Below are 26,687 nucleotides of genomic sequence, written 5' to 3' on the forward strand. Positions count from 1 at the left end.
AAGAATACGCAAAAACACGGGGCCCGGCCCACCTTCCCGGGAAGTGGAGGAGAAACTCATGAAAACGTTTTTCAAGACTGCACGCGCCGCTGCGATGACAATCGCGTTGCTTGGCGGAACCTCGGCCTGGGCCCAGGACGACATCACGGTCGCTGTCGTGCCCAAGGTCGCCGTGCCCTTCTTCGATGACTGCAATACCGGCGCGCAGGAGGCGGCCGATCGTCTCGGCGTGAAGTACCAGTGGGTCGTGCCGCAGAACACCCAGGGCTCCACCCAGGTGAAGATCATGGAGGACCTCATCGCCCGGCACGTCGACGGCATCGCGATCTCGGTGAACGAGCCGAAGTCGGTCGAAGGCGTGATCAAGCAGGCGATGGACGCGGGCATCAAGGTCGTGACGTTCGACAGCGACAGCGCCAATAGCGGTCGCAGCATGTACATCGGCACGATCAACACCGAAGCCGGCGTAACCATGGGCAACTCGATGGCCGAAGCGCTTGGCGGAAAGGGCAAGGTCGCCATCGTGACCGGCCAGCTCGGAGCCTCGAACCTGAACGAGCGGATCGACGGCGTGAAGAAGGCTCTCGCCGCATACCCGGACATCGAGATCGTCGCCACCGAGGGCACCGAGGATGACCTCGCCAAGGCCGTTTCGGTGACCGAGGCGCTGCTGCGCGGCAATCCCGACCTTGCCGGTATCTTCGGCATGAGCCAAGTGGGCGGCCCGGCTGTCGCCAAGGTTCTTGCCCAGAAGGAATTCTCCGACCGCAAGGGCGTATTGAAGGTGTTCGCTTTCGATGACCTGCCGGACACCGTGCAGGGCGTGAAGGACGGCTTCATCAACGGCATCATGGTTCAGCGCCCGGTCACGATGGGCCGTCTGGCCGTCGAGAACCTCGTCGCCCAGATCAAGGGCGAAGCGACCGAGGTCAAGGACATCGATACCGGCGTGACGGTCGTCGATGCGGGCAACCTCGACAGCTACACCAAGTAATCTCGATGCAGGTGGGGCGGAGCCGCGCAAGGCTCCGCCCCATTGTGTTTTCGCTCAGGGACAAGAGGCAGCGATGACTCCCTTTCTCGAAATGCATGGCATCTCGAAGACCTTTCCCGGCGTGAAGGCCCTGAACCGGGTCGATCTGGAACTGCGCCTTGGCGAAGTACACGTCCTCGCTGGCGAGAACGGCGCCGGCAAGAGCACGCTCATGAAGATCATGACCGGCGTTTATCGAGCCGATCCCGGAGGCATCATCAGGGTCGACGGCCACGACACCGTCATCAGGGACCCTGTTCATGCGCGCCATCTGGGGATCAGCATCATTTATCAGGAGCTTGCGGTGGTCAACAACATGACCGTCGCCGAGAACATCTACCTGGCCCGGGAGCCCCTCGGACCCACCGGGCTCATCGACCGGCGCAAGATGAATGCCGATGCGCGCGCCGTGCTGGCCGAGCTGGAGATCGCGATCGATCCGGAAACGCAGGTCGGCAACCTCAGCATTGGGCAGAAACAGATGGTCGAGATTGCCCGCGCGATCTCCTATCGCTCAAAGCTAATCATCATGGATGAACCCACGGCATCGCTGAGCCACCACGAGGCCACAACGCTGACGCGCATGGTCCGGAAACTCGCGGCGCAGAATATTGGCGTCGTCTATATCTCTCACCGCATGGACGAAATCTTCGAGATCGCCGACCGCGTGACCGTGCTGCGCGATGGCGAGACGGTAGACAGCCGCCCCATCGGCGAAATGTCTCGCGAACTTCTGGTGCGCAAGATGGTAGACCGCGACTTGTCGCAGCTTTTCGGCGTTCACCGATCCCACGCTACCGACGAGGTCCTTCTGTCGGTGCGCGGACTTGGACTGAAGCGACCGACCGCCCAGGGAGCGCGTGTCTCGGATGTGTCCTTCGACTTGCACCGAGGCGAGGTCCTCGGGTTCTTCGGCCTTGTCGGCGCCGGTCGGACCGAGGTGATGGAGATGATCTTCGGAAGCCGGCCGCATGTTGGCGAAATCAGGATCGACGGCGCGACCGCCAGGATCGATTCCCCCTCCGATGCCATCGAACTTGGCATCGGCTTCGTCACGGAAGACCGCAAGGAGCAGGGGCTGGTTCTGGGAATGTCCGTGCGTGAGAATTTCAGCCTCACCCACCTGTCGGACTACTGCCGCCTGGATGTGGTAAACCGCAAACGGGAAACGGATGCCTGCGTGAACTTCATCCGCGCACTTGGCATCAAGACACCCACGCCGGAGCAGAAGACGCTGAACCTGTCCGGCGGCAATCAGCAGAAAGTCGTGATCGCAAAATGGGTGGCACGACGGCCGCGCATCCTGATCGTGGATGAGCCGACGCGCGGCATCGACATCGGCGCCAAGGCAGAGGTGCACACGCTCCTGAACCGCCTCGCCGAAGACGGCATGTCAATCATCGTCGTCTCCTCGGACCTGCCAGAGATCCTCGCGATCAGCGACCGGGTGGTCGTCTTGAAGGAGGGCAGCATAAGCGGCATCTTGGGGCGCGATGATGCGACGCAGGAAAGCGTGATGCTGGCCGCCACCGGTTGAGACGGCGCGAAATTACGCAACACAGATTGAACGGAGAATGACCATGGCAAAACGCATCATCTTCACCGGCGGAACTGGCAAGGCCGGGCGGCACATGCTGCCATACCTGCTCGACAAGGGCTATTCGATCCTGAACGTGGACCTGAAGCCCTTCGATCATCCGAAGATCAACACGCTCATCACGGACGTGACGGACAGCGGCCAGGTTTTCAACGCCCTGAGCACCCATTTCGGCTTCGAAGGCTATGATGACGGCGCGCCACCGAAGGCGCCGGATGCCGTCGTCCACTTCGCCGCCGTGCCGCGGGTCATGATCAACCCGGACAACACCACGTTTGCCGTCAACACGGTAAGCACCTACAACGTGATCGAAGCGGCAATGAAGCTGGGCGTGCGAAAAGTCATCGTGGCAAGTTCCGAGACGACATACGGCGTCTGCTTCGCGGAAGGCGACAAGGATTATCACTCCTTCCCGCTCGAAGAGGATTACGACAGCGATCCGATGGACAGCTACGGCCTGTCGAAAGTGGTGAACGAGAAGACCGCCCGAGCCTTCGCCATGCGTTATGGCGCGGACATCTACGCGTTGCGGATCGGCAACGTGATCGAGCCGCATGAATACGTGAACTTCAACGGCTATCTCGACAACCCGATGTCGCGCAAGCGCAACGCCTGGAGCTATATCGACGCCCGCGATTTGGGAGAGATCGTGCACCTGTGCATCGAGAAGGACGGGTTGGGATATCAGGTGTTCAACGCGGTGAACGACACGATCACCGCCGAAATGCCGACGATGGAATTTCTTGCCAAATACGCCCCCAATACGCCGGTAACCCGGGAACTGGGGCCGCGAGAGGCGCCGTTGTCGAACCGAAAGATCCGCGAAGTCCTGGGCTTCAAGGAAGCGCATGACTGGCGCAAGTACGTGAAGCGCTGAGGGCGCAGACAGCCGAGGGCCCGCGGGCCCTCGGCACGAAGATACCGGAAGTGTCGTATCATCGGCGCGCCGGGTCAGGGAGAGCTGAGTGACAAAGGCCAAGCAACGCCTGCCGGACAAGAAGAGCAAGATCACCCTGCGCGACGTCGCGCAGAGCGCAGATGTGAGCGAATCCACCGTTTCTCGCATCATGCGCAACGAGGGTCTCGTGGCCGATGCCACGCGTGCCAAGGTCATGGAAGCTGTCCGCGCACTCGGCTACGTGCCGAACCGGATCGCGGGATCGTTGGCCTCGCTCGACACGAACCTCCTTGGCGTCGTCGTGCCTTCCCTGTCGAACATCGTATTTCCGGAGGTGCTTCAGGGCATCAATGCGGGGCTGAAGAGAACCCGGTTCCAGGCAGTGATCAGCGTCAGCGATTATGACATGGAGCGCGAAGAAACGCTCGTTCGCGGGATCCTCTCCTGGCAACCTGCGGCAATCCTCATCACGGGTTTCGATCACACCCTCGCCACTCGCCGCATGCTCGATCAGAGTGGTGTCCGCGTCGTCGAGATGATGGAGATCGACAGCGCCCCCATCGATGTCGCGGTCGGCATGTCGCACCGAAAGGCAGGCTACGCGGCAGGCCGCTATCTGATCGAGCGCGGTTACAGACGCTTCGGGTATGTCGGTCACGACTGGACTGCGGACCGGCGGGCGCGACACCGCTATGACGGGCTGTCTGAGGCACTGGCCGAAGCCGGTCTTTCCATCCTCGCGCACGCCATCGCAGATGGGTCGAGTTCGGTTGGCGCCGGCAAGCAGCAGACCGCGCAACTGCGGTCGATGACGGACGTGGACATCGCAGTCTACTCGAACGACGACATGGCCGTGGGCGGCTATTTCCACTGTCTCGAAGCGGGCGTCCGCGTGCCGGAAGACCTGGCCATTTTCGGGTTCAACGGGCTCGAGATCGGCCGAGAACTGCCGAAACCGCTGTCCACTCTCCGCTCGAACCGTTTCATGATCGGGCTCAAGTCGGTCGAAGCGATCCTCGAGGACAGAGAGCGGCCGCAAACAAAAACCACCATCGACACCGGGTTCGAACTTTTCGCGGGCGCAACCGCCTGAACCGGGTCTCGGGATAAGGGAGTTTCCATGCATCCAGCACTAGCAAAGGAAGGCGTCGCTGTTGTGACCGGAGGCGCTTCGGGCATCGGCCTTGCCTCTGCGAGGCACCTGGCTGGCCTCGGCATGAAGGTCTGCATCGCGGACCTGGGCGAACAGCGTCTTCAATCGGCGCGGGCAGCGCTCCTGGAACAGGGCGCGGAAGCCGGAAACGTGATGGTCATGCCAACCGATGTTGGCGACAAGGCGCAGCTTCAGGCTTTGGCCGACCGGGTCTATGCGGAATGGGGCGCGGTGAACGTCGTGATGAACAATGCCGGCATGCAGCCGGGCAGTTCGATCTTCGACGCCGAGGGCAACTGGGATCGCATCATCGAAGTCAACATGCTGGGCATCATCCGCGGGTCGCAGATCTTCGCACCCCGAATGATCGAAGGCGGGAAGCCCGGGCTCATCATCAACACCGGCTCCAAGCAGGGCATCACGACGCCGCCGGGCGACCCTGCCTACAACGTCTCCAAGGCCGGGGTGAAGGTGTTCACGGAGGCCCTGCAGCACGAGTTGCGCAACATCTCTGGCTGCCCGGTGGAGGCGAAGCTTTTCATTCCCGGTTTCGTGTTCACGCCGCTTACCGCGCACGGCCGGACCGAAAAGCCGGCCGGCGCATGGACTCCGGACGAGGTGGTGCGGTTCCTGTTCGACTCCATCGAACAGGGCGACTTCTACATCCTCTGCCCCGACAACGAAGTCGACCGCCGCACCGACGAGAAGCGGATCATTTGGGCCGCCGGCGACATAGCCGAGAACCGCCCGCCGCTGTCGCGCTGGCACCCTGACTTCGGCGAGCGGTTCAAGGAATGGCTGGAGTCCTGAAAACGCCGCGGACAGCTGCGGGGGATCACAAGATGGCGAAATCCTATCGGATCGCCGCCATTCCGGGAGACGGGATCGGTGTCGAGGTAATCGCCGCCGGCCTTGAAGTCCTGGAGGCGCTCACTGCCTTGGACGGTGGCTTCCAGCTGGACGTGACGCATTTCGACTGGGGATCGGATCGCTTCAGACGCACCGGCAGTCTGATGCCCGCCGACGGAGCGGACACCTTGCGCGCTTTCGACGCGATATTGTTTGGCGCGGTCGGCGCGCCCGACATACCCGATCACCTGACGCTGTGGGGACTCAGGCTCGCAATCTGCCAGCCGCTGGACCAATATGCCAACGTCCGGCCCACGCGCATCCTTCCGGGTATCCGCAGCCCGCTGGCGGGCGTGCGGCCCGGCGATCTGGATTGGGTCATCGTCCGCGAGAATACCGAAGGTGAATATGCCGGGCAGGGCGGCCGCAGCCATCGTGGGCTACCACATGAGGCCGCGACCGAAGTCGCGATCTTCACGCGTGCCGGCGTTACCCGCATCATGCGCTTTGCTTTTGAAATGGCTCGCTCGCGCCCGCGCAAGAAACTGACCGTGGTGACGAAATCCAACGCCCAGCGCTTCGGACTCGTGCTGTGGGACGAGATCGCGGCCGAGGTGGCCCGGGAATTCCCGGATGTGTCCTGGGACAAGATGCTGGTCGATGCGATGACCGTGCGGATGACGCTGAATCCTGCTTCGCTCGATACGATCGTGGCGACGAACCTGCACGCCGACATCCTGTCGGACCTCGCCGCCGCGCTCGCCGGGTCAATCGGTATCGCGCCCACGGCAAACCTGAACCCAACCGGCGCGGCCCCGTCCATGTTCGAGCCAATTCACGGCTCGGCCTTCGACATCGCCGGCAAGGGCATCGCCAATCCGATCGCCACCTTCTGGACCGCAGCGATGATGCTCGAGCATCTGGGAGAAAAGGCTGCCGCAGCCCGAATGATCCGGGCGATGGAGTACGTCACGGCCGATCCGACGCTCCATACGCCCGATCTGGGCGGGAATGCGAGCACGAAGCAGGTGACCGATGCGTTTATCGCCGCCTTGGCGGAAGTGGAAGCCTGACAACGGCGTTCATCGAGAGCTTCCGCGGGGTCCGGTGTGCCGAGATGGCCGATCTTCACCTTGGTCGCGGTGCTTGAGCATCCTCGGATCCTCACGCCGAGCCCCTTCCGCCACTGAAATACCAGGCGCTGCATCATCCGCTTGGCGGTGACGGTGTACGTCTGCCTCAACACACACACGCGTTTGCGCCGGGGTGCCTCATTCCCACATACGGCGCATTCGCGCAGCTACGTCGATCGGTGCAGGAGGTGGCCTGAAGGCCGTTCGGCCATCCGCCGCCGGTAGCCAATGGACCGGCTCGAAGTGGTCCAGAATCTCCGTCGGGATGAACCGCGTGCGGGTGGCGTAGACATGTCGGTCACCGTTGCGGGCCTGCTGGGTCACGTAGAAACGCAGGGGGATGCCAAGGGTCAGGCTGTCTTTGGCCCGTGTCATCGCGACATAGAGAAGGCGCCGCTCTTCCTCGATTTCCTCGCTTGTCCCGGTGCCGAGATCAGAGGGAATGCAGCCATCGACCGCGTTCAGGATGAAGACGGATTTCCACTCCTGTCCCTTTGCGGAATGGATAGTGGAGAGGATCAGGTAGTCCTCGTCCTTCAACGGAACGCCCGCCTGGCCGCTCGTGGCATCCGGCGGATCCAGCGTGAGTTCGGTCAGAAATCGCTCACGCGAGGGATAGCCTGCCGCTATCTGTTCCAGTTGTAGCAGGTCGCCACGCCGAAACTCCGCATCCTCATGGATGCGTTCAAGATGCGGCTCATACCACGCACGTGCGCGGGCGATGGCGTCGGGCCAGCCGGCCCCGGCGCCGAGCGTGGCCACAAACTCCGGCCAGTCTGCGGTGGCACGGGGTGGAGCGGGAAGGGCCGTCAACGCCGCCAACGGATCGGGGGCCGCCTCGATTGCGTCAAGGACACGGCCCGCTGCAGCGGGCCCGATGCCCGGGATCAACTGCAACACCCTGAAGCCGGCAACGCGGTCGCGAGGGTTCTGCATGAAGCGCAGCACGGCGAGCAGATCCTTGACGTGGGCCGAGTCCAGAAACTTCAGGCCGCCGAATTTCACGAAGGGAACATTCCGTCGCGTGAGCTCGACCTCAACCTGGCCGGAATGGCTGGAAGTGCGGAACAGCACCGCCTGCTGCATGAGCGGCACTCCCGTCTCGCGGTTGGCCAGCACCTGATCGACGATGTAGCGGGCCTGGTCTGCCTCGTTCGACAACGTGACCAGCCGCGGCTTGTCGGTCGAGAGCCGTTCCGTCCAGAGGTCCTTCGTGAATCTTTCCCGCGCCTGTCCGATGACGGCGTTGGCGGCATCGAGGATTGGCTTCGTCGAACGGTAGTTCCTGTCGAGCGTGATGACGTCGGCTGGCGGTGCGAATGCGGCGGGAAAGCCGAGGATGTTGCGCACGGTTGCGGCGCGGAAGGCATAGATCGACTGGGCGTCGTCGCCGACCACGGTCAGGCCATGACCATCGGGCTTCAGAGCGAGAAGAATGCGCGCCTGCAACCGGTTCGTGTCCTGGTATTCATCGATCAGTACGTGATCCCAGTTCCCGCCGAGATGCGCGGCGAAACCCGGGTCCTGCATTACCTGCGCCCAGGCCAGCAGGAGGTCGTCGTAGTCGAGAACGTTCTGCGCGTGCTTGGCGCCTACGTAGGCCGCGAAAAGCTTCTTCAACTCCGCCTCCCATTGCGCACACCACGGGAAATGGCGGCTCAGAACCTCCGGCAAAGGCTCTTCCGCGTTCACTACGCGGGAGTAGATCGCAAGACATGTCCCCTTGGCAGGAAACCGGCTTTCGGCCTTCGACAGACCCAGCTCATGCCGCATGAGGTTCATCAGGTCCGCGCTGTCCTCCCGGTCATGAATGCTGAAGTCGGGATTGAGCCCGATCGCGAGTGCGAGTTCGCGAAGAACCCTGGCGCCTATGCTGTGAAACGTGCCGGCCCAGGTCAGCGCCTCTGCGGCGAACCCGGTTCCCATGGCCTGTGTCGTTATCCGCTCGACCCTTCGGGTCAGCTCGCTTGCCGCACGACGAGAGAAGGTCATCAGAAGGATGCGTCGTGGATCGGCGCCATTGACGATGAGATGCGCGACGCGGTGCGCCAACGTGCTGGTCTTTCCCGAACCGGCTCCGGCTATCACGAGAAGAGGCGGCGGCAGCCGACCCGGCTCGACCCCGAAGACTGCGGCGGCGCGTTGGCTGTCGTTCAACTTGTCCAGATAGGTTGCGATCATTGCGATGCCTGAACTGCCGATTGGTATGGCCTTGCGCGAAGATAACGGGGTGCGAACGAAAAGGGAACATGGATTGCGTGAGATCGGGCAAGGGAGAGTGCGCTGCCCTGGACAGATGGATTTGAGTGCTTCTGGTCTCCACGCAGGACGGTTCCTGACGTTGCGGTTGGTCCGAACTCGATTGGGCGATGTCGGCCGCGCGCCGCTGCGTCGCCGGGGTGAAATACTTCCAGGCGCCCGGAGGCCCGTCCGTCTTGGCGGCCATGACCTCGGTGACGACCTCGATCTGGACATCGAGCGGAAGGCGCAGGGCATCCGACCGGCGCCGGGCTTCGGTCATGGTCGATCTGAAAGGTCCACCACTATATCGGCCACGGTTCGGTTCTGACGACGGAACGCTACTGTCCGAGGTGCCTGACCCAGGAGGAAGCCGCCCGGGTGAACGCGGATGGTGACAACGGGTTCCGCTGAACCTCACAGCATTGGGAATTTCTCGGGGACCCTGCGATCGCGGGGTCCTTTTTTCATTTGCATGAAAGCATGCGGGAGAGGGCAAAAGGGTTCATGGCCAGACCGCAAAAGGAGCATAGCAGGCATGGCCGGACGACCCAAAAGGGTCACAGTATGACACCTTTTCGCATTGGATATCGAAGACGGGCAAACGCGTGTCCCGCCCCAAAAAGGGCAAATTCGATTTGAATTTCAGGGGGTTGGTGGCGGAGAGACAGGGATTCGAACCCTGGGTGGGCTCACACCCACAACGGTTTTCGAGACCGCCCCGTTCGACCGCTCCGGCACCTCTCCGCATCGGTGGTCGTCGTGGGCGCGGGATTTAGCTTGGTCGTGGCCGCTCCGCAACCGGTTTTTGCAGGTCGGCGTATCTTTGATGGTTCACGCCCTCGTGGCTGCCGCCGCCTTGGAAAAATCGCGTCGTCGCGGTAGGAGGATTGCGGCCCGCGCAGGTATTGTCCTGCCCGATCCTCGGCTGAAAGGGTAATCATGACGCGTATCATTCCCGCCGCACTCCTTTTCGTCTGCGCGATGGCCGTTCCCGCGGCGCGTGCGCAGGATGACGTCGCGGCCCTTGTCCAAGCCCTCGAGATGCCAGCGATACTCGACGTGATGCACGAGGAGGGTCTGGGCTACGGCGAAGAACTCGCTGCCGAGATGTTCGGAGATGCAGGCAATGCCGAATGGCAGGGCGACGTGGAGGCGATCTACGAGACGGGCCGGCTCGGCGAGATGTTCGAGACCCAGTTCACGAAGGAACTCGAGGGTGCCGATCTTGGGCCCATGATAGATTTCTTCACCTCCGACCTCGGACGGCGGGTCACCACGCTCGAGGTCAGCGCGCGGCGCGCGATGCTGAACCAGGAGGTCGACGACGCGGCGCGGTTGGCGCTGGAAGAGGCGCTTGCCGCGGACGATCCGCGGATCGATCTCGTCAAGGATTTCATCGATGCCGGCGATCTCATCGAGGCAAACGTCGCCGGCGGTCTGAACGCGAATCTCGCCTTCTATCGCGGTCTCGTCGAGGGCGGCGCGCTGCCATACGGGCTCAGCGAGGAGGAGATCCTGGCCGATGTATGGGGACAGGAAGGCGCAATCAGGGAAGACACCGAGGACTGGCTTTTGTCGTATCTCTTTCTGGCTTATCAGCCTCTCGCAGATGAGGACCTGAAGGCTTACACGGAGTTCTCGAGGACCGAGGCGGGCGTGGTTCTGAACCGCGCGTTGTTTGGAGCATTCGACGCCATGTTCAGTGATGTGTCTTTCAGGCTTGGAAAGGCCGCGGCGCGCCAGATGTCGGGGCAAGAACTGTGAGGGCGCCGGCAGGGCGGGTCGCGGACCTCAGGGCGGCGCTTGGCCGGGCGGCGGGGCTGCGTTCCCAAGGGCGACCGGCGGAGGCGCGTCAGCTTCTGGAAAACCTCGCGAAGGCGGCGCCGAAGGTGCCGGATATTCACCTGATGCTCTGGCAGATCTGTTCCGGTCAGGGGGACGGCACCGCAGCGCTGTCCCATCTGCGCCGGGCTGCCGAACTATCGGGGCCGAACCCGAAGATATGGACGACGCTCATCCGGGAGCTTGTCCGGGCGGGGCAAAAGGGTCGCGCGCGCAGCATGGCCCAGAAGGCGCCGCTGAGTGCGGCGGACAAGAAGGCGCTGGCAGCCCTCGCGGACGAAGCGCCGCAGCGACCGACCGGGCCTGGCCTCGGTGGCGCGCCCGAGGCGGAAGTGCGCGCCGTCATGGACGACATCAGCAACAAGCGGCTGGTCGCGGCCCGCGCTGGTCTCGAGAAGCTCCTTGATGAGCATGCAGGCTCGGCATTTGTCCTGAACCTTCGGGGAGTTCTTTCCATGGAGGAAGGCAACGCTGCCGAAGCGGAGAATTGGTTCCGGAAGGCTCTGGTCAAATTCGGCGCATATCCCGAGGCGCTGCAGAATCTCGGAGCCTCCCTGCTGCGCCAGTCCAAGCTCGATGAATCCGAGTCGGCCCTGATCGAGGCGCACCGGCTCGCGCCCGAGTCCGTCGATATCGTTCTGGCCTTGTCCGACGTGCTTTTCCGCAAGGGCTCGGCGCAAAGCGCCGAGGAATGGGCCGCTCGCGCCCTCGTGCTCGATCCAGATAACATTGCGGCGCTTTTCCAGGTCGCATTGTCGCGGGAGCGGGCACAGAAGTTCCAGTCAGCGCTGGAGGCGCTGAAGGAGGTCGAGCGCCGATTGGGGCGGCATTTCGATGGCCAAGCTGCCATGGCGCGCTGCATCGCCGGTGTGGAAGGCGAAGAGGCGGCGATCGCCTACCTGAGGTCGATCGAGTCGCCGTCGGAAGATGTTTCGATCGAGCTGCCCCAGCAACTCGCATACATCGGCCGAATGGACGAAGCGCTGGAGGCGTTGGAGGCGCATCTTGAACGATACCCCGACCATGTCGACGGCTATTGGCTGCTTACCCAGCTGCGGAAACTGCCGGTCGATGCTCCCGAACTTGGGAAGCTGAAATCGGCACTGGATTCCGAATCGCTGACAGTCCAGCAACGCTCGAGCGCGGGTTACGCGCTCGGGAAGGTGCTCGGGGACGCCGGCGAACATGCCGCCAGTTTCGCGGCCATCGCGGAGGCAAATCGACTGCTGCGGAGCACGGTGAGCTACAGCGTCGACGAAGACCTGCAGAAACTCCAGAGGACGTCGGAGAACTGGACGCGTGACGTCATCAGGAAGATGTCGGCGGCGGGAGATGCGAGACTGCACCCGATTTTCATCATCGGTCTGCCGCGGACGGGCTCATCATTGACCGAGCGGATCCTTGCGCGTCATCCGCAGGTCCGGGCGCTCGGTGAGGACAGGACCGCGGCCGTTGTGGCTGGGCGGGCGCGCGAGCCTTCGCTTGACGCAATACGCAACATCGTCGGGGATGGGTCCGGCGCGATCCGGGCGGCGAGCCAGGGCGGTTTTTCGGTTACCGACAAGATGCTCGACAATTTCCGGAACGTCGGTGCCTTGGCCGCAGCGTTTCCCCGTGCGCGTTTCGTCCACATACTTCGGGATCCCCGGTCGATCGCGCTGTCGATCTTCCAGGCGCGGCTGCGGCCCACCGGGCATCCCTTCGCGCTGGATCTGGAGGAACTCGGCAAGGTCTACGTCGGGTACTACCGGCTCATGCAGCACTGGAGGGAAACGGTTCCCGACATGCTCGTCGAAGTGTCCTACAAGGATCTCGTTTCTAATCCCGAGCCGGAAATCCGGAACCTTCTTGAAAAGCTCGGCTTGCCCTGGGACGAAGCTTGCCTGTCGCCCGAGAAGTCGGAGCACGCCACGCGGACACACAGCTTCGCGCAGGTTCGCCAGAAGATTCACTCTAGCTCCACGGAGCGTTGGCGGCGCTATGAGCGTGAACTGGAGCCGTTCACAAGGATTCTGACGGACGCCGGAATTCCCCTGGAAGACTGATCGCGGCGAGCTTGACTTTGCTCACGTGATTGAGGATAAGCCCGCATCCCGGCGGGTCCATTGGATCGGCCGGGGCTTCTATTGTCGAAACGACGCCCCATAAGGGGGCGCGCTGTCCGAGGCGGCTTCGGCCGAAACGCTCGCAGGATGCGGGGGCCACAGGGCGCGGTGAAGAAGAAGGAAAGACCCATGTTCGCGGTCCTCAAGACGGGCGGCAAGCAATACAAGGTCCAGGCGGGCGACGTGTTCCGCGTGGAGAAGCTTGCGGCCGACGCTGGCGAGAAAGTCCAGTTCAACGATATCCTGATGCTCGGCGGCGACAAGCTGACCGTGGGCGCGCCGCTTGTCGCGGGTGCTGCGGTTCAGGCCGAAGTCATCGACACGATCAAGGCCGACAAGGTCATCACCTATCACAAGCGCCGCCGGAAGCACTCCTCGCAGCGCACCCGTGGCCACCGTCAGCAGCTGACGCTGCTGCGCGTCACCGACATCCTCGCCTCGGGCGCGGAGAAGTCGGGCGTCAAGGCCGCTGTCGGCTGCGCCGTGAGCCGCGCCGCCGCGCATGGCTCCGCTTCGACCGAAGCGAAGGCCGAGGCCGCGCCGAAGAAAGCCGCTGCTCCGAAGAAAGCTGCTGCGTCCAAGTCCGAAGCGGCCGCGAAGCCGAAGCGGGCCGCGAAGAAATCCGAAGCGAAGGAGTAATCTCCCATGGCACACAAGAAAGCAGGCGGTTCGTCCCGTAACGGCCGCGACTCCGCGGGCCGTCGCCTCGGCGTGAAACTCTACGGCGGTCAGGCCGCCATTCCGGGCAACATCATCGTGCGTCAGCGCGGCACCCAGTGGTGGCCGGGCGAGGGCGTCGGCATGGGCCGCGATCATACGATCTACGCCGTGGCCGAAGGCCAGGTGACCTTCAAGAAGGGTCTCAAGGGTCGCACTTTCGTATCCGTGCTTCCGGTAGCGGAAGCGGCCGAGTAAGCCGAGCTAACCCCGGGCAAATTCAGGGGGGATCGGCCGAAGGGCCGGTCCCCCTCCTTGTTTTTTGGAAACTTTACAATGGCTTTTCTGATTCAGCTGCTCAACGCGATGGCCCTGTCACGGGGCGGTGAGCACCGCTTGCACTCGTCACACAAGCGTCCCAATTCGGTTGTAAGGCGAAGAAACTGACCGCAGCCATTTCGTGCTGTCGTGTTTCCGGCCGTCGTCCAGGCGGCGGCAAATCCGCTGCAGTTCTTCGGAGGAGGAAGAACGTGAAACCTGAAGTCATTCCCACGCTGCCAGTCATCGAGGCGGAACGGTTCGTCCTGCGCCCGCTGCGCAAGTCCGATGCGGGGCTGATCACGCTCTACGCCTCCGACCGGCGGCTTGCCGAAGGCACGCGCGCGATCCCGCATCCTTTGCCGCCTGGAGCGACGGAAGCCTTCATCGTGCGCGCTCTGTCCGAAGGCCGTGACGAGGACGTCTGGGTGCTGGATGGGTCTGCCCAGGGCCTTGCCGAGGTTCTTGGCGTCGTCAGCCTGACGCGCATGGATCTAGGTCAGTCCGAGGTCGGCTACTGGGTTGCGCCGGCTTTCTGGAACACGGGCTTCGCCTCGGAGGCTGTCCAGGCGCTCGTGGCCGCGAACCCGCACAAGGCGCGGACGCTCTTCGCAGAGGTCTTCCAGGACGATCCGGTCTCGGCGCGGGTGCTGACCAATGCCGGCTTCGAGTTCCTGGGTGACGCGGAATGCTACTCGGTCGCCCGCGGCGCGCGGGTGCCGACGTGGACCTATCTGCGTCGCATGGGGTGATGCGTTGCGGGGCGGCAGCGCGGAGCCCTTGCCTCCGTCTCGCGAGGCTTGAGCCCGCGTCGATTGTCCTCTATCGCCTGAGCCTGAGAAACCGGAAGGCTTGAGCCATGAAATTCCTCGACCTCGCCAAGGTCTACATCCGCTCCGGAGGCGGCGGCGCCGGCTGCGTGAGCTTCCGGCGCGAAAAATTCATCGAGTTCGGCGGCCCTGACGGCGGCGATGGCGGCAATGGCGGCTCGGTCTGGGTCGAGGCGGTCGAGGGGCTGAACACGCTCATCGACTTCCGCTATCAGCAGCATTTCTTCGCCAAGAACGGCCAGCCCGGCATGGGAAGCCAGCGTACCGGCAAGAACGGCGAGGACATCGTTCTGAAGGTCCCGGTCGGCACCGAAATCCTCGAGGAAGATGGCGAAACGCTGATCGCGGACCTGACGGAGGTGGGCCAGCGTGTTCTCCTGGCCAGGGGCGGCAATGGCGGCTTCGGGAACCTGCACTTCAAGAGTTCCACGAACCGTGCGCCGAGCCGCGCCAACCCGGGGCAGGAAGGCGTCGAGCGGACGATCTGGCTGCGGCTGAAGCTGATCGCGGATGCGGGCCTTGTGGGGCTGCCGAATGCTGGCAAGTCGACGTTCCTCGCGGCCGTCTCGAACGCGCGCCCGAAGATTGCCGACTATCCCTTCACGACGCTCGTGCCGAACCTTGGTGTCGTCGGTATCGACGGGCGCGAGTTCGTGATGGCGGACATTCCGGGCCTGATCGAAGGCGCGAGCGAGGGCAGGGGGCTTGGCGACCAGTTCCTCGGCCATGTCGAGCGCTGCGCGGTGCTGCTGCACCTCGTCGACGGTACGTCTTCGACCATCGCCAAGGACTACCGCACGATCGAGACCGAACTCGAGGCCTATTCCCCGGTCCTCGCGGCGAAGCCCCGGATCGTCGCGCTGAACAAGGTCGACGCGCTTGATTCCAAGACGCTCGCGAACCGCAAGCGGTCGCTCGAGAAGGCGTCGGATGGGTCGGTCTACCTGATTTCCGGCGTTTCGGGAGCGGGTCTGAAGGACGTGCTTCGCGCGCTCTGGGCCCAGATCGCAGCCGAGCGGAAACAGGATGCGGCGGAGGAACAGCCGTGGCGTCCGTAGCCGAGGCAAGGCGTCTGGTCGTAAAGATCGGATCGGCGCTCCTGGTCGGTCCGGAAGGTCTCCGCACTGACTGGCTGCGCGGTCTCGCCGAGGATGTGGCCGAGGCAAAGGCGCGCGGGTCCGACGTGATCCTTGTCTCCTCCGGTTCGATCGCGCTCGGCCGGCGGGTCCTCGGGCTCCCGGCGGGTGCGCTTGCGCTCGAACAAAGCCAGGCGGCGGCATCCGTGGGCCAGATCCGTCTGGCACGGGCCTACGAAGAGGCGCTGGCGCCGCACGGGATCAAGGCCGGCCAGGTTCTCGTGACGCTCGAGGACACCGAGGACCGCCGGCGCTATCTGAACAGCCGCGCGACGATGGAGACGCTGCTTTCTCTCGGTGTAGTTCCGATCGTGAACGAGAACGACACCGTGGCGACGGACGAAATCCGCTTCGGCGACAATGACCGGCTCGCGGCGCAGGTCGCCGTGACGATCGGGGCAGACGTGCTCGTCCTGCTGTCGGACGTGGACGGGCTCTATACGGCCAACCCGAAAGAAGACCCCACCGCCCGCCGGTTCGACTTCGTCGACCGGATCACGTCCGAGATCGAGGCGATGGCGGGGGACGCCGTGTCGGGCGTATCCAAGGGCGGCATGAAGACAAAGCTGATGGCCGGGAAGACCGCGACCGCTGGCGGCTGCGCGATGGCGATCACCGAGGGAAGCGTCCTGCGTCCCCTCAGGGCCCTGTCGGAAGGTGCCCCCTCGACCTGGTTCGCCGCGCATGGCGACCCGCAGGCGGCGCGGAAGCGCTGGATAGCCGCGATGAAGCCGAGGGGCGAAATCGTGGTCGACGCGGGCGCCGCGCAGGCGCTTTCGGAAGGCAAGTCGCTGCTTCCGGCCGGTGTCACCACGGTGAAAGGACGCTTCGAGCGCGGCGACCCGGTGGCGATCCAGGGGCCCGAGGGAGGCATTCTGGGCAAGGGGCTCGTGCGCTACACGTCGGAGGAAGCGCGCGCGATCGCCGGGCGGCGGTCGGGTGACATCGCGGGGATTCTGGGCTATCCGGGGCGCGCGGCGCTCATCCACCGCGACGACATGGTGCTTTGAGGCCGGCGGGACTTCGGGGCTATGCCCGGGGTCCCGGCATGGTTGAGCAAGGGTGAAGGAACGGCAGGGTCCGTTCCCGGGAGGCTGCGATGAAGGACATCGAGGATATTCCGGCGCTTATGGCCGAGATCGGGGCGAAAGCCCGCGCGGCCGCTGCCGAGCTTGCCTTCGCGACCGCTGAGCGCAAGCACGCCGCGCTGATTGGCGCCGCGGAGGCGGTATGGGCCGAACGTGGGGCGATCATCGACGCCAATGCCGAGGATCTGGCCTACGGCGAGGCCAAGGGACTTTCCCCAGCGATGATGGACCGCCTCCGGCTGGACGAAGGCCGCATTCGCGGCATCGTTGACGGGCTGCGCGCCGTGGCGGAACAGGCTGACCCGGTCGGCGAGGTGATCGCGGAATGGGATGTGCCGTCGGGCCTTCATATCCGCCGCGTCCGCACGCCCCTCGGCGTCATCGGCGTCATCTATGAAAGCCGGCCGAACGTCACGGCGGACGCGGGGGCTCTCTGCCTCAAGTCCGGGAACGCGGTGATCCTGCGTGGCGGGTCCGAGAGCCACCACTCCTCTCTTGCCATTCATGCCTGCCTCGTGAAGGGGCTGAAGCAGGCCGCGATACCGGAGGCCGCGATCCAGCTCGTTCCAACGCGGGACCGGGCGGCGGTGGCCGAGATGCTGCGCATGGTCGAGTATATCGATGTGATCGTTCCGCGCGGCGGCAAGGGCCTCGTGAGCCTGGTGCAGGCGGAAGCGCGCGTTCCGGTCTTCGCGCATCTCGAGGGCATCTGCCACGTCTATGCAGACGCCGACGCTGACCTCGAAAAGGCCCGGCGCGTGGTCCTGAACGCAAAGACCCGGCGCACTGGCATCTGCGGCGCGGCGGAGTGCCTGCTGATCGACAGGGCGTTTTTCGCGCGCCACGGCGCGGTGCTGGTCGAGGATCTTCTGAAGGCGGGCGTCGAGGTGCGCGCGGATGGCGAGCTTGCTGAAATCCCCGGCACCGTGAAGGCTCAGCCCGATGACTTCGGGCGCGAATTCCTCGACATGATCATCGCGGCGAAGCTTGTCGACGGCGTGGACGGCGCGATCGCGCATATCCGGGAATTCGGCTCGAATCACACCGAGTCGATCCTGACTGAGAACGACGCGACGGCGAGGCGGTTCTTCCAGCGGGTCGATTCCGCGATCCTGATGCGCAACGCCTCGACCCAGTTCGCCGATGGCGGCGAATTCGGCATGGGCGCCGAGATCGGGATCGCCACCGGCAAGCTCCATGCGCGTGGCCCCGTGGGCGCGCGGGAACTGACGAGCTTCAAGTACCTCGTCGAAGGGGACGGGACGATCCGCCCCTGAGTCAGAAGGCGATGCAGAGTGCGGCGCCGGTCTCCACAGCCAGGCGTCGGCCCTGTGCCGCTGCCTCCTCCGGAAGAATCGCGAAGTGAACCTGCGCGGGTCCGACCTCGGGCGCGGCCGAGCGATCCGTGAGCGATTGCCAGAGGGGCTCCTCGACGCGCAGCCGTTCGGCCGTTCCTCTGACCTGCCAGTTGCGGGATGTTTCGGTGACCGTGATTCGGCCGCCCCATGGCATCGCTGACTCAAGACACTGAAGCGCGAGAAGGGCGAGCTTGACGTCCGGCCGCGCCTGGTCGCCCTGGGCCTGCCACTCGATGGAAAGCCTGCTGCCGCGGGTGAGATCGGCCAGGATGGAGGTCACTTCGGGCCGGCCGATGCGCTGGCTGGATTCGGCCGCGCCGAACGCGATGCGGAAAAAGCGTATCCTTGCGCTCGCGTTGGATACGCTCTCCGATATCAGGGCGATTTCTGGTCCAGTGCCCGACATCGCCAGAAGTTCCACTCCATTGCCGATCGCTCCCAATGGGCTGATAAGGTCGTGGCAGATGCGCGAGCCGAGAAGTGCCACGATGTCGGGTCTGGGTCTTGGCGCATCGGTCTGCATAAGGGTCATAACCTCCGGGGGCGAAATGAATTCTCTACTTGAGCCGGGCATGCTGGTGCGTCATCCCGGGCAGCCCGACTGGGGGCTCGGACAGGTGCAGTCCAATATCGGCGGGAAGATAACGGTGAATTTCGAACACGCGGGAAAGGTCGTGATCGAAGGGGCACGGGTAGAACTGCAACTGGTGCTGGACTCGCGTAAGGGTGATTGAGGTAGACGCTAACACAACCAGAAAGAGTATCACAAGCCGCCCCGCGGGGTCTTGCCGGCCGGCTTGGTGTTGCAAAAGCACGGGGTCATGCCTAGAACCCCGTAACCTGAGCACCGAGGAACCGCGAAGCGCGCACCCCCGATGACCCTCGAGCCGTCCCACCTCCGGATAAGACTCGCCGAAAGCGAGGCCGATCTCCTGTCCGCGCAGAGGTTGCGCTACGATGTTTTCGTGGCGGAACTCGGCGGCGACGGCCCGATGGTGGACCACGCACGCCGCCTCGAGCGCGACGAGTTCGACGCGATCAACGATCACCTCGTCTTGGTCGACAGCCGCCGCGATGCCGCGAGCCTCGATCATGTCGTGGGGGTCTATCGACTGCTGCCGGGCGAACGGGCCGAGGCCTTCGGAAGGTTCTACACCGACGGCGAATACGACCTCGGCCCGCTGCGCGCCTCGGGCAGAAAACTGCTGGAACTCGGCCGGTCCTGCGTCCACGCCGACTACCGGGGCAGTTCGGCCATGTTCCTACTCTGGAACGGGCTTGCGGACTACATCACGCAGCACCGGATCGAGATCCTGTTCGGTGTCGCCAGCTTCCACGGCACCGACATCGAGCCCCTGCGGGTGCCGTTGTCGTGGCTTCACCATCACCATCTCGCACCCGAGGTGCTGCGGGTCAGGGCGCGGCCCGAGCATTTCCAGCCAATGGACCTGATCCCGGCGGACGAGCTTGACCGGCGCAAGGCGATGGTGGCCATGCCGGCTCTGATCAAGGCCTACCTGAGGCTTGGCGGCTTCGTGGGGGAGGGCGCATATATCGACAGCCAGTTCAACACGACCGATGTCTGCCTTCTCATGGACACCAGCGCGATGAGTGCGCGGCATTTGACGTTCTACACGCGCAAGCGCGATGTGCGCGAAAGCACGGCAGGATGAGGCTCCCGTGAATACCTGGAATGGCGCTGCGCCTCCTCCGCGTGCTGCGCGGATCGGCGTGGCGGGATGGCTTCGGATCGTCCTGAAGGGCGGTGTGCTCGGGCTCGTGACCTACGGCGGCCTCGTCCTTCTTCTGGCCTTGCGGCTGTTCGAACGGCCGCTCTTCGGCCTCAGGCGACCGATGACGCCCTGGATCACCCAGTTCGTCTGCAAGCTGGCTTTCGCGATCCTCGGAATCCGTCACGGGATCCGGGGCAGGCCGATGGACGGCCGCGGCGCGATCGTCGCGAACCACGCGAGCTGGCTCGACATTTTCGCGCTGAATGCCTGCGACCGGATCTATTTCGTGGCGAAATCGGAAGTGGCGGGATGGCCGGGCATCGGCTGGCTCGCGCGCGCCACGGGCACGGTGTTCATCCGGCGCAAAGGGTCGGACGCGAAGCTTCAGCAGCAGATCTTCGAGGCGCGACTGAGGGCGGGGCACCGTCTGCTGTTCTTCCCCGAAGGCACGAGCAGCGACGGGCTGCGCGTCCTGCCTTTCAAGTCCACGCTCTTCGCGGCCTTCTACGCGCACGGGCTGGACGAGATTGTCAGCATCCAACCGGTGACCGTCGTCTGGACCGCGCCGGAGGGCGAGCATTCCGCGGCTTACGGCTGGTGGGGCGACATGGACTTCGGCTCGCACTTCCTGTGGGTCCTGTCGCGGCCGCGGCAGGGATCGGTGGAGGTCGTCTTTCACGAACCTCTCGCGGTCTCGGACTTCGCCTCGCGCAAGGAGTTGGCGGCGGCCTGCGAGGCGGCTGTTCGGAGCGGGATGCCACCGGCATCGGCGGACCCGGCTTTGGTTGACTGACGCGCGGCCGGGCGTCAGCCGAGCGGCGCGATGAGCGCGCGGAGAGCCTTGGCCGCGTCTTCCTCGCGCCAGATCTCTTCTCCGAAGGCGAAGAAATCGGTCACGGGGGCGAATTCCTCGACGAGCGCCGCGGTCAGCGCGCCCTCCGCGACGACCGGCACCTCGATCATCTCGCTCCACCACGCGAACAGGTCACGGTCCGCTCGCACGCCGGACCCGAGCACGCTTTCGCCAACGGGGCCGAAGGAAACGTAATCGGCGCCGGCCTCGCCCGCGTTCATCCCCTCGTGCCGGGTCGTGCCGCAGTAGGCCCCGACGATGGCGTCGGCTCCGAGTTCCTTCCGTGCCGTCCGGACCGAGCGGGCGCCGTCGGTCAGGTGGATCCCGTCGAGACCGTGGCGTTCGACGAGCTTCAGGTGCGTCTCGATGACGACCGCGATGTCGCGCTCATGGGCTGCCTGGCGCACGGCGTCGGCGGCGCGCCCGATCTGGGCTTCGTCCTTCGAGGCCAGTGCGAGGCGGATGCACGCGACCTCGACCGCGTCGAGGACGGCGGACAGGCGATCCGCGAAGGGCTCGGGCTCGAAATCGGGGGGCGTGATGAGATAGATCTGCGGACGGTCGTCGGCGGCCATGTTCGGGCTCCAGTCGGGTTTCGCCCGCCATAGCGCATCCCTTCCGGCTTGGCTACTTCGGCGGCAGCGATTTGACGAAGGAAAGCGCCAGCGCCATGACCTTCCCGCGAAGCGCGTCGTCCGCCGTGGCCTCGTCGGAGAAGTCGACCATGCCGCCCATCGGCTTGCCGGTGAACATCATGGGCGCGGCGCCGGGAATGGCGAGCGCGGCTGCCTCGTTCGGTTTCCCCACCCTGAACATCGCACCGCCCCTGTGGACGCCGCAGAGCATGTGGCCGTTCAGGAGAAAGGCGAGGCCGCCGAACATCCTCCGTTCGCTCACCTCCTCCCCGGCCAGATCGTCGCGCATCAGCTGCGCAAGGCCTTCGTCATAGGCCATGACCGCCTCCTTGATCTGAACGCCCCGCAAGCGTATCAGGCCCGGAACTTTCGGAAAACGATGATGACCGACCCACAGCCCGCCTTCGTCCTCGTCCGCCCGCAGATGGGTGAAAACATCGGTGCGGCCGCGCGGGCGATGCTGAATTTCGGCCTCGCGCGTATGCGGCTCGTCGATCCTCGTGACGGCTGGCCCAATCCGCGCGCCGTGGCGATGGCCTCGGGCGCCGCGGGCCGGGTGCTCGATCACGCGGGCGTCTTCCCGACGACGGCGGAGGCGGTGGCGGACTGCGACTACGTCTTCGCCACGACCGCGCGGGGCAGGGACCTGACGAAGCCCATCTTCACGCCGGAAGAGGCGATGACCCGGACGCGCGACATGCTGGCAGAGGGGCGCAAGGTCGCCGTGCTCTTCGGGCCGGAGCGCGCGGGTCTTGAAAACGACGACATCGCGCGGGCGAATGCGATCATCTCGGTGCCGGTCAATCCGGAGTTCGCCTCGCTGAACCTCGCGCAGGCGGTGCTGCTGACGGCCTACGAGTGGCGCAGGCAGACCGTGCCGGCCGTTCCCGAGGCGCTGAGCCTCGCCGGGACCGAAATGGCGAGCCAGATCGAGATCGAGAAACTGGGCGATCATTACGAGGAAAGGCTGGAGGAAGCCGGGTTCTTCTTCCCGCCGGTGAAGGCCGAAGGGATGAAGCTCAACCTCCGTAATCTCTGGAGCCGGATGCCGCTGACGCGGGCCGACGTGCAGACGCTTCACGGTATCCTGCGGCAGATCGTCCGGCACCGTGACGGCAAGCCTTGAAGGGGCATCGGGCGAGGCCTAGTGTCCAGCGCGGACAGGAGACGGGCATGGCGACGAAACGCAGCATTTTCGAGGAAGTTGGGGCGGGGACCAAGGCGCCCGAGAAACCGAGGGGCGGCATGATCGACGCAGGCCCCCGGGGCGCGCGGCGCGGGATTCGGGCCTGGCTGATCCTGATTTTCGTTCTTGTCGCCGCGATGATCGCGGTTGGCGGCCTCACCCGATTGACCGATTCCGGCCTTTCGATCACGGAATGGCGTCCCCTGACCGGTGCGATGCCTCCAACGAGCGACGAGGCCTGGGCCGAGGAATTCGCCAAGTACCAGGCGATCCCGGAATACCAGTTGCAGAACAAGGGCATGAGCCTTGAGGAATTCAAGGCGATCTACTGGTGGGAATGGGGCCATCGGCAACTTGGCCGGGTCATCGGCCTCGTCTGGGCGGTCGGGTTCTTCGGCTTCCTTGCCGCGCGGCGCATCCCGGTAGGATGGACGCCACGGCTTCTGATCCTTGGTGCGCTCGGTGGTGCGCAGGGGGCCATCGGGTGGTGGATGGTGTCCTCCGGGCTCGAAGGCACTCGGGTCGATGTCGCCTCCTACCGGCTGGCAACGCATCTCGGCCTCGCCTTCGTGATCCTTGGACTCATCGCGTGGTACGTCTTCTCGCTCTCGCGCAGCGAGGCGGAGCTTATCCAGGCGCGGCGGTCGAAGGAGCCGAAGCTTTTCAGCATGTCCACGGGGCTCATGCACTTCGCCTTTCTCCAGATCCTTCTCGGTGCGCTCGTGGCCGGGATCGACGCGGGTCGGAGCTTCCCGACCTGGCCGCTCATGGGTGAAAGCTTCTTCCCGGCCGACGCCCTCTATGTGCCTGAGGGCGGTGCGGTATGGCGCGCCTTCTTCGAGAACCCGGGCCTCGTGCAATTCATCCACCGTATGGCGGGTTACTTTCTCTTCGCGTTCGGCGTGGTCGTCTGGCTGAAGGGGCGGCGTTCCGCGCATCCCGTGACGGCGCACGGGTTCAACGCGCTTTTCGCGATGCTCGCGATCCAGATCGCGCTTGGCATCGTCACCGTCCTTCACGCGGCGCCGCTTGGCCTTGGCCTCGCACACCAGTTGGGCGCCGTGGCGCTCTGGGTCCTGATCCTCCGCGCCCGCCACCTTTCGCTCTATCCCGTCGTCACCTCCATCCGGGGCAAGAAATGACCGCTTTCGCCGAACTCATGGCCTTCCAGCGCGAAACCGAGGCGCTGGCTCAGATCGCTGGCCGCCTTGGCTGGGACCAGGAAACGGTCATGCCGAAAGGCGCGGCCGAGCAGCGCGGCGAGGAGATGGGGGCCATCGAGGGCGTCCTTCACGCCCGTCGCACCGATCCGAAGATCGGCGAGTGGCTGGCCGCCGCGAAGGCGCCCGACGCGGCGGGCGCGCGGGCTCTGGAACTGATCCGGCGGGGGTTTGAACGGAACGCCTGCATTCCTTCGAAACTCGCCTCGGAAATCGCACGGGTGACGAGCGTTTCGCAGGGAATCTGGGCCGAGGCGCGGTCGCGCAATGACGTCGCGCATTTCCTCCCCACTCTCGAACGCGTCGTCGCGCTCAAGCGCGAGGCGGGGCAGGCACTGGCAGCGGGCGGCTTCGGCGGGGGCGACGCCTATGATGCGCTGCTGGACGACTACGAACCGGGGGCAACGGGCGCCGGGATCGCCGAGATGTTTGGGCGGATGCGGCCCCGGCTCGTGTCGCTGCGCGAACGGATCCTCGGCTCTGACCGCAAGGCGAAGCCGCTGTCGGGCCATTTCGCGCATGACCGACAGGTCGGGCTCGCCCGCGACCTCGCGACGGCCTTCGGCTACGACTGGAACCGCGGGCGGCTGGACCTCGCGGTTCACCCCTTCTCGTCGGGATCGGGCAACGATTCCCGGATCACCACGCGGGTGGTCGAAACGGATCCGTTCAACTGCATCTACTCGACGGTCCACGAAGTGGGCCACGCCTGCTACGAGTTGGGCATCGACCAGGCGCACCTCCTGACGCCGCTCGGCGCGGGCGTGTCGATGGGCGTGCACGAAAGCCAGAGCCGGATCTACGAGAACCAGCTTGGCCGCAGCCGCGCATTCGCTTCCTGGCTCTTCGCCCGGATGCGGGCGATCTTCGGCGACATGGGCGTGGCGGACGCCGACGAGTTCTACGCCACGGTGAACGCCGTCCAGCCGGGCTTCATCCGGACCGAGGCGGACGAGGTGCACTACAACCTGCACATCATGATGCGCTTTGACCTCGAACGGAATCTCATCGGCGGCAAGCTCGCCGTGGCGGATCTGGAGGATGCCTGGAACACCCGCTTCGGCGCTGATTTCGGCGTCGCGGTCGACCGTCCGGCGCACGGGATGCTGCAAGATGTTCACTGGTCGGTGGGCCTATTCGGCTACTTCCCGACCTACACGCTCGGCAACGTCTATGCCGGATGCCTCCACCGGGCGCTGCGTGCCGACGTGCCCGATCTCGACGCGCATCTCGCCGAGGGGAACGCAAAGCCCGCAACGGATTGGCTGCGCGAGAAGGTGCAACAGTTCGGCGGGCTTTACGAGCCGGCGGCGGTGATCGAACGGGCCTGCGGGTTCACGCCCTCGGAAGGGCCGCTTCTGGACTACCTCGAAGCGAAGTTCTCGGACCTCTACGGGCTCTAGCTTTCGGCCCAGTCGGGCTTGCGCTTGTCGAGGAAGGCCGAAATGCCTTCCTCGGTGTCGCGCCAGAGCATGTTTTCGACCATGACTGCGGCGGTGTGCTCGTAGGCCTGGGCGAGGCCCATCTCGACCTGCTCGTAGAAGGCGCGCTTGCCGATCTTCACCGCGGCGGTGAGCTTCGACGCAACCGTTTCGGCCAGCGCGCGGGTTTCGGTCGCAAGCGCGTCCGCAGCTACGACACGGTTGACGAGGCCAAGCGCCATCGCGCGGCCTGCCGGGATAAAGGCGCCGGTCGTCAGCATCTCGAACGCGGCCTTGCGGGGCACGTTGCGCGACAGCGCCACCATCGGAGTGGAGCAGAAGAGGCCGATATTCACGCCGTTCACCCCGAACCGCGCCTCCTCCGACGCAAGCGCCATGTCGCAGGAGGCGACAAGCTGGCAGCCCGCGGCCGTCGCGATGCCGTGGACCTCGGCGATCACCGGTTGCGGCAGCGCCGGGATCATCTGCATCACTTCGGAGCAGCGCGCGAACAGGTCGGCGAAATAGGCGCGCCCCTTGTCGGGGGCCTGTCGGCCAGCCTGCATTTCCTTCAGGTCGTGGCCGGCGCAGAAGGCCTTTCCCGCCCCCTTCAGGATCACGACGCGCGCGCTGCGGTCCTCCATCAGCCGCGTGAATTCATCCCTGAGCGCCGCGAGCATCGCGTCCGACAGCGCGTTGAGTTTCTCGGGGGCGTTCAGCGTCAGCGTGGCGATCCCGCCAGCGTCTTCACGAAGGAGAAGGGGTGCGGTCATGCTTTCGATCCTCTGGCTTTGGCGGGAGTGTAGGGGCCAAGTTCCGGGTAGAAAAGGTGTCTTGTCCTCTTGCCCTTGCTGGCGGGGCCGGCCAAGTCTTTGACCGCAACGCAGCGGAGGAACGATGGCACTGGTGATGAACGAAGCCGAACTGACGGCTTTCCTCGCGCGGGAATTCCCGCAGGTCGCGGAGGATTTCGCGATCGAGGCGGCGGATGAGGCGGAAACGGTCGTGCGTCTCAAGGTTGCCGAGCGGCACTTGCGCCCCGGCGGCACCGTATCGGGGCCGAACATCTTCGCGCTGGCCGATGTCGGGGTCTATCTGGCGATACTCGCGAGGCTGGGGCCGGTCGCTCTGGCCGTCACCACGAATGCGAGCATCGATTTCATGCGAAAACCCGCGGCGCATGCCGATCTGATCGGCCGGGCCCGGATCCTGAAGCTTGGCAGGATCCTTGCCGTGGGAGACGTGCTCGTTTTCTCCGATGGACAGGCGGAGCCCGTGGCGCGGGCGAGCCTTACCTATTCGATTCCACCAGCCCGGCCCCGAGGCGGTTGAGGCTAGAATCCGGGACACGAGGGCAGATCCCTTCGGATTCAGCGTGGAAATATGGGGTATTTTAATACC

General features: G+C 64.8%; 26 protein-coding genes and 1 tRNA gene. 21 read left to right on the top strand and 6 right to left on the bottom strand.

Translation table 11 applies throughout. From position 1 onward, the window contains the following. Positions 1 to 58 precede the first annotated feature (58 nt). From ABCN56_RS00415 to ABCN56_RS00440, 6 genes are all read left to right on the top strand, one after another. Complete coding sequence (locus ABCN56_RS00415; protein WP_343078802.1) at positions 59 to 994, top strand: sugar-binding protein; 936 nt, start codon at positions 59 to 61, stop codon at positions 992 to 994. 73 nt (positions 995 to 1,067) lie between these two features. Further along, positions 1,068 to 2,570, top strand: a complete 1,503-nt coding sequence (locus ABCN56_RS00420; protein ID WP_343078803.1) for a sugar ABC transporter ATP-binding protein — start codon at positions 1,068 to 1,070, stop codon at positions 2,568 to 2,570. Between the two features lie 43 nt (positions 2,571 to 2,613). Continuing rightward, positions 2,614 to 3,507 carry an NAD-dependent epimerase/dehydratase family protein gene (locus ABCN56_RS00425; protein WP_343078804.1) on the top strand — a complete coding sequence of 298 codons (894 nt, stop codon included), beginning with the start codon at positions 2,614 to 2,616 and terminating at the stop codon, positions 3,505 to 3,507. Positions 3,508 to 3,595: 88 nt separating this feature from the next. Next, positions 3,596 to 4,621: a LacI family DNA-binding transcriptional regulator gene (locus tag ABCN56_RS00430; protein WP_343078805.1), complete on the top strand. Its 1,026-nt coding sequence runs from the start codon at positions 3,596 to 3,598 to the stop codon at positions 4,619 to 4,621. Between the two features lie 27 nt (positions 4,622 to 4,648). After that, entirely contained in the window at positions 4,649 to 5,491 is an 843-nt protein-coding gene (locus ABCN56_RS00435) for an SDR family NAD(P)-dependent oxidoreductase (RefSeq protein ID WP_343078806.1), read from the top strand. Between the two features lie 32 nt (positions 5,492 to 5,523). Continuing rightward, entirely contained in the window at positions 5,524 to 6,603 is a 1,080-nt protein-coding gene (locus ABCN56_RS00440; RefSeq protein WP_343078807.1) for a tartrate dehydrogenase, read from the top strand. 198 nt (positions 6,604 to 6,801) lie between these two features. Here the strand turns inward: ABCN56_RS00440 and ABCN56_RS00445 are convergent, their stop codons facing one another. Continuing rightward, on the bottom strand, positions 6,802 to 8,844 hold the full coding sequence (locus ABCN56_RS00445) for an ATP-dependent helicase (RefSeq protein WP_343078808.1): 2,043 nt from the start codon (positions 8,842 to 8,844) through the stop codon (positions 6,802 to 6,804). Positions 8,845 to 9,558: 714 nt separating this feature from the next. Next, positions 9,559 to 9,648, bottom strand: a tRNA-Ser gene (locus ABCN56_RS00450). Positions 9,649 to 9,843: 195 nt separating this feature from the next. Between ABCN56_RS00450 and ABCN56_RS00455 the strand changes: the two genes are divergently transcribed. The 8 genes from ABCN56_RS00455 to ABCN56_RS00490 all read left to right on the top strand — a co-directional run bounded on the left by ABCN56_RS00455 (position 9,844) and on the right by ABCN56_RS00490 (position 18,157). Then, the gene (locus ABCN56_RS00455; protein ID WP_343078809.1) at positions 9,844 to 10,668 is read left to right on the top strand and encodes a DUF2059 domain-containing protein; all 825 of its coding nucleotides are present in this window, start codon (positions 9,844 to 9,846) and stop codon (positions 10,666 to 10,668) included. Continuing rightward, positions 10,665 to 12,791, top strand: a complete 2,127-nt coding sequence (locus ABCN56_RS00460; protein ID WP_343078810.1) for a tetratricopeptide repeat-containing sulfotransferase family protein — start codon at positions 10,665 to 10,667, stop codon at positions 12,789 to 12,791. The genes ABCN56_RS00455 and ABCN56_RS00460 overlap by 4 nt, the downstream gene beginning before the upstream one ends. 189 nt (positions 12,792 to 12,980) lie before the next feature. Next, positions 12,981 to 13,490, top strand: coding sequence for a 50S ribosomal protein L21 (gene rplU, locus ABCN56_RS00465; RefSeq protein ID WP_425466052.1), 510 nt, complete (start codon positions 12,981 to 12,983; stop codon positions 13,488 to 13,490). Between the two features lie 6 nt (positions 13,491 to 13,496). Continuing rightward, a complete protein-coding gene (rpmA, locus tag ABCN56_RS00470; protein WP_343078811.1) occupies positions 13,497 to 13,766 on the top strand; it encodes a 50S ribosomal protein L27 in 270 nt (89 codons plus the stop codon). A gap of 272 nt (positions 13,767 to 14,038) precedes the next feature. Continuing rightward, positions 14,039 to 14,578 (top strand): GNAT family N-acetyltransferase, encoded by a 540-nt coding sequence (locus ABCN56_RS00475; RefSeq protein ID WP_343078812.1) that lies wholly within the window; start codon positions 14,039 to 14,041, stop codon positions 14,576 to 14,578. 107 nt (positions 14,579 to 14,685) lie between these two features. Then, on the top strand, positions 14,686 to 15,714 hold the full coding sequence (gene obgE, locus ABCN56_RS00480; RefSeq protein WP_343078813.1) for a GTPase ObgE: 1,029 nt from the start codon (positions 14,686 to 14,688) through the stop codon (positions 15,712 to 15,714). Next, positions 15,702 to 16,802, top strand: a complete 1,101-nt coding sequence (gene proB, locus ABCN56_RS00485) for a glutamate 5-kinase (protein WP_343078814.1) — start codon at positions 15,702 to 15,704, stop codon at positions 16,800 to 16,802. Before obgE ends, proB begins: the two co-directional genes overlap by 13 nt. Positions 16,803 to 16,891: 89 nt before the next feature. After that, the gene (locus ABCN56_RS00490; RefSeq protein ID WP_343078815.1) at positions 16,892 to 18,157 is read left to right on the top strand and encodes a glutamate-5-semialdehyde dehydrogenase; all 1,266 of its coding nucleotides are present in this window, start codon (positions 16,892 to 16,894) and stop codon (positions 18,155 to 18,157) included. Between the two features lies 1 nt (position 18,158). Here the strand turns inward: ABCN56_RS00490 and ABCN56_RS00495 are convergent, their stop codons facing one another. After that, positions 18,159 to 18,770: a histidine phosphotransferase family protein gene (locus tag ABCN56_RS00495; protein ID WP_343078816.1), complete on the bottom strand. Its 612-nt coding sequence runs from the start codon at positions 18,768 to 18,770 to the stop codon at positions 18,159 to 18,161. A 16-nt stretch (positions 18,771 to 18,786) separates the two neighbouring features. Here ABCN56_RS00495 and ABCN56_RS00500 point away from each other — a divergent pair, with 16 nt between their 5' ends. The 3 genes from ABCN56_RS00500 to olsA all read left to right on the top strand — a co-directional run bounded on the left by ABCN56_RS00500 (position 18,787) and on the right by olsA (position 20,764). Then, positions 18,787 to 18,972, top strand: a complete 186-nt coding sequence (locus ABCN56_RS00500) for a DUF3553 domain-containing protein (RefSeq protein ID WP_343078817.1) — start codon at positions 18,787 to 18,789, stop codon at positions 18,970 to 18,972. A gap of 141 nt (positions 18,973 to 19,113) precedes the next feature. Beyond that, entirely contained in the window at positions 19,114 to 19,911 is a 798-nt protein-coding gene (olsB, locus tag ABCN56_RS00505; protein ID WP_343078818.1) for an L-ornithine N(alpha)-acyltransferase, read from the top strand. 7 nt (positions 19,912 to 19,918) lie between these two features. Next, the gene (gene olsA / locus ABCN56_RS00510; protein WP_343078819.1) at positions 19,919 to 20,764 is read left to right on the top strand and encodes a lyso-ornithine lipid O-acyltransferase; all 846 of its coding nucleotides are present in this window, start codon (positions 19,919 to 19,921) and stop codon (positions 20,762 to 20,764) included. Between the two features lie 14 nt (positions 20,765 to 20,778). Here olsA and ABCN56_RS00515 read toward each other — a convergent pair whose 3' ends face one another. Together ABCN56_RS00515 and ABCN56_RS00520 are read right to left on the bottom strand one after the other, a co-directional pair. Continuing rightward, the gene (locus tag ABCN56_RS00515) at positions 20,779 to 21,399 is read right to left on the bottom strand and encodes a thiamine phosphate synthase (RefSeq protein WP_343078820.1); all 621 of its coding nucleotides are present in this window, start codon (positions 21,397 to 21,399) and stop codon (positions 20,779 to 20,781) included. Between the two features lie 52 nt (positions 21,400 to 21,451). Beyond that, positions 21,452 to 21,778: a TfoX/Sxy family protein gene (locus ABCN56_RS00520; RefSeq protein WP_343078821.1), complete on the bottom strand. Its 327-nt coding sequence runs from the start codon at positions 21,776 to 21,778 to the stop codon at positions 21,452 to 21,454. A 60-nt stretch (positions 21,779 to 21,838) separates the two neighbouring features. On the opposite strand from ABCN56_RS00520, the gene ABCN56_RS00525 reads away from it, so the two are divergent. The 3 genes from ABCN56_RS00525 to ABCN56_RS00535 are packed head-to-tail and all read left to right on the top strand — an operon-like array spanning position 21,839 to position 25,268. Continuing rightward, positions 21,839 to 22,585, top strand: a complete 747-nt coding sequence (locus tag ABCN56_RS00525) for an RNA methyltransferase (protein WP_343078822.1) — start codon at positions 21,839 to 21,841, stop codon at positions 22,583 to 22,585. Between the two features lie 47 nt (positions 22,586 to 22,632). Then, entirely contained in the window at positions 22,633 to 23,787 is a 1,155-nt protein-coding gene (gene ctaA / locus ABCN56_RS00530) for a heme A synthase (protein WP_343078823.1), read from the top strand. Next, positions 23,784 to 25,268 (top strand): carboxypeptidase M32, encoded by a 1,485-nt coding sequence (locus ABCN56_RS00535; RefSeq protein WP_343078824.1) that lies wholly within the window; start codon positions 23,784 to 23,786, stop codon positions 25,266 to 25,268. The genes ctaA and ABCN56_RS00535 overlap by 4 nt, the downstream gene beginning before the upstream one ends. Here the strand turns inward: ABCN56_RS00535 and ABCN56_RS00540 are convergent. Next, positions 25,265 to 26,059: an enoyl-CoA hydratase gene (locus ABCN56_RS00540; protein WP_343078825.1), complete on the bottom strand. Its 795-nt coding sequence runs from the start codon at positions 26,057 to 26,059 to the stop codon at positions 25,265 to 25,267. The two genes, ABCN56_RS00535 and ABCN56_RS00540, sit on opposite strands and share 4 nt — an antisense overlap. Positions 26,060 to 26,183: 124 nt before the next feature. Between ABCN56_RS00540 and ABCN56_RS00545 the strand changes: the two genes are divergently transcribed. Next, positions 26,184 to 26,618 carry a PaaI family thioesterase gene (locus ABCN56_RS00545; protein ID WP_343078826.1) on the top strand — a complete coding sequence of 145 codons (435 nt, stop codon included), beginning with the start codon at positions 26,184 to 26,186 and terminating at the stop codon, positions 26,616 to 26,618. The last annotated feature ends 69 nt before the right edge of the window (positions 26,619 to 26,687 follow it).

The organism is Ostreiculturibacter nitratireducens, assembly GCF_032670585.1.
In the GTDB taxonomy this organism is placed as follows: Bacteria; Pseudomonadota; Alphaproteobacteria; order Rhodobacterales; family Rhodobacteraceae; genus Ostreiculturibacter; species Ostreiculturibacter nitratireducens.

Bases quoted from the DNA above. Each gene is read 5' to 3' on its own strand.
- ABCN56_RS00415 (WP_343078802.1), top strand. From the start codon at position 59: ATGAAAACGTTTTTCAAGACTGCACGCGCCGCTGCGATGACAATCGCG.
- ABCN56_RS00420 (WP_343078803.1), top strand. From the start codon at position 1,068: ATGACTCCCTTTCTCGAAATGCATGGCATCTCGAAGACCTTTCCCGGC.
- ABCN56_RS00425 (WP_343078804.1), top strand. From the start codon at position 2,614: ATGGCAAAACGCATCATCTTCACCGGCGGAACTGGCAAGGCCGGGCGG.
- ABCN56_RS00435 (WP_343078806.1), top strand. From the start codon at position 4,649: ATGCATCCAGCACTAGCAAAGGAAGGCGTCGCTGTTGTGACCGGAGGC.
- ABCN56_RS00440 (WP_343078807.1), top strand. From the start codon at position 5,524: ATGGCGAAATCCTATCGGATCGCCGCCATTCCGGGAGACGGGATCGGT.
- ABCN56_RS00445 (WP_343078808.1), bottom strand. From the start codon at position 8,844: ATGATCGCAACCTATCTGGACAAGTTGAACGACAGCCAACGCGCCGCC.
- ABCN56_RS00455 (WP_343078809.1), top strand. From the start codon at position 9,844: ATGACGCGTATCATTCCCGCCGCACTCCTTTTCGTCTGCGCGATGGCC.
- rplU (WP_425466052.1), top strand. From the start codon at position 12,981: ATGTTCGCGGTCCTCAAGACGGGCGGCAAGCAATACAAGGTCCAGGCG.
- rpmA (WP_343078811.1), top strand. From the start codon at position 13,497: ATGGCACACAAGAAAGCAGGCGGTTCGTCCCGTAACGGCCGCGACTCC.
- obgE (WP_343078813.1), top strand. From the start codon at position 14,686: ATGAAATTCCTCGACCTCGCCAAGGTCTACATCCGCTCCGGAGGCGGC.
- ABCN56_RS00490 (WP_343078815.1), top strand. From the start codon at position 16,892: ATGAAGGACATCGAGGATATTCCGGCGCTTATGGCCGAGATCGGGGCG.
- ABCN56_RS00495 (WP_343078816.1), bottom strand. From the start codon at position 18,770: ATGACCCTTATGCAGACCGATGCGCCAAGACCCAGACCCGACATCGTG.
- ABCN56_RS00500 (WP_343078817.1), top strand. From the start codon at position 18,787: ATGAATTCTCTACTTGAGCCGGGCATGCTGGTGCGTCATCCCGGGCAG.
- olsB (WP_343078818.1), top strand. From the start codon at position 19,114: ATGACCCTCGAGCCGTCCCACCTCCGGATAAGACTCGCCGAAAGCGAG.
- ABCN56_RS00515 (WP_343078820.1), bottom strand. From the start codon at position 21,399: ATGGCCGCCGACGACCGTCCGCAGATCTATCTCATCACGCCCCCCGAT.
- ABCN56_RS00520 (WP_343078821.1), bottom strand. From the start codon at position 21,778: ATGGCCTATGACGAAGGCCTTGCGCAGCTGATGCGCGACGATCTGGCC.
- ABCN56_RS00525 (WP_343078822.1), top strand. From the start codon at position 21,839: ATGATGACCGACCCACAGCCCGCCTTCGTCCTCGTCCGCCCGCAGATG.
- ctaA (WP_343078823.1), top strand. From the start codon at position 22,633: ATGGCGACGAAACGCAGCATTTTCGAGGAAGTTGGGGCGGGGACCAAG.
- ABCN56_RS00535 (WP_343078824.1), top strand. From the start codon at position 23,784: ATGACCGCTTTCGCCGAACTCATGGCCTTCCAGCGCGAAACCGAGGCG.
- ABCN56_RS00540 (WP_343078825.1), bottom strand. From the start codon at position 26,059: ATGACCGCACCCCTTCTCCTTCGTGAAGACGCTGGCGGGATCGCCACG.
- ABCN56_RS00545 (WP_343078826.1), top strand. From the start codon at position 26,184: ATGGCACTGGTGATGAACGAAGCCGAACTGACGGCTTTCCTCGCGCGG.